The following is a 631-nucleotide window of genomic DNA, read 5'->3' as shown; positions in this document are numbered from 1 at the left end:
ATGCGGGAAAGCCAGAGGTCGCGATCGAGGCGCCCGGGATCGCCAAACAAAGCGTCATCGATACGGGCAACAGTCTGTCGCAGCTGGCTGCGGGACTTGCGGCTCGCCTCCGCCAAGCCGGATTGGTCGACGTATTTCGCTTCGGTCACGATTGCCCTGAGCTTCGGAAGACCATCCTCTCCTGTCGAGACGCTGATGCCAAGGATGTCGGCGATCCCCTCTTCCTTTTGCCCAAGCCACTCCGCATAGTCATCGAGGAGGAACCACGCAACGGCTGCTCGATCACCAAGCTCCTCTTCGACAAGCGCCCGGCTCAGCACCAAACCGATCAGCTCGCCGGCCGAGACGCCCCGTTTGGCTGCACGCAAAACGATATCGCCCGATATGGCATTGGCGTCTTCGATCATTCGCCGCGCCAGACCTGCAAGGCGATCGTCGTCAAGACCCAAGGAGAGTTCCGCAAGCCGCCGTTTGACGAGCACGTGAAGTATTCGCAGCTCCGATGTCGACGACACGACCATGTTGCGGCCGTGCGTGCGTTGGCGACGATACCGGATCACGTTGATGCCTTGGGCGGCAAGCTGCCGCTTGTCGAGAAGATCGTCATAAGTGGCAACCCACTCCGCCAATT

General features: G+C 60.5%; 1 protein-coding gene. It reads right to left on the bottom strand.

The annotated features are described in order from the left end of the window. Positions 1-631: hypothetical protein (locus EOA38_RS38295; RefSeq protein WP_210213032.1), on the bottom strand; the 631-nt coding region annotated here is incomplete at both ends.

This window comes from Mesorhizobium sp. M1E.F.Ca.ET.041.01.1.1 (genome assembly GCF_003997355.1).
Taxonomy (GTDB): domain Bacteria; phylum Pseudomonadota; class Alphaproteobacteria; order Rhizobiales; family Rhizobiaceae; genus Mesorhizobium.
Note: the sequence above shows the minus strand (reverse complement) of the source record. Positions and strands in the feature narration are given on the sequence as shown.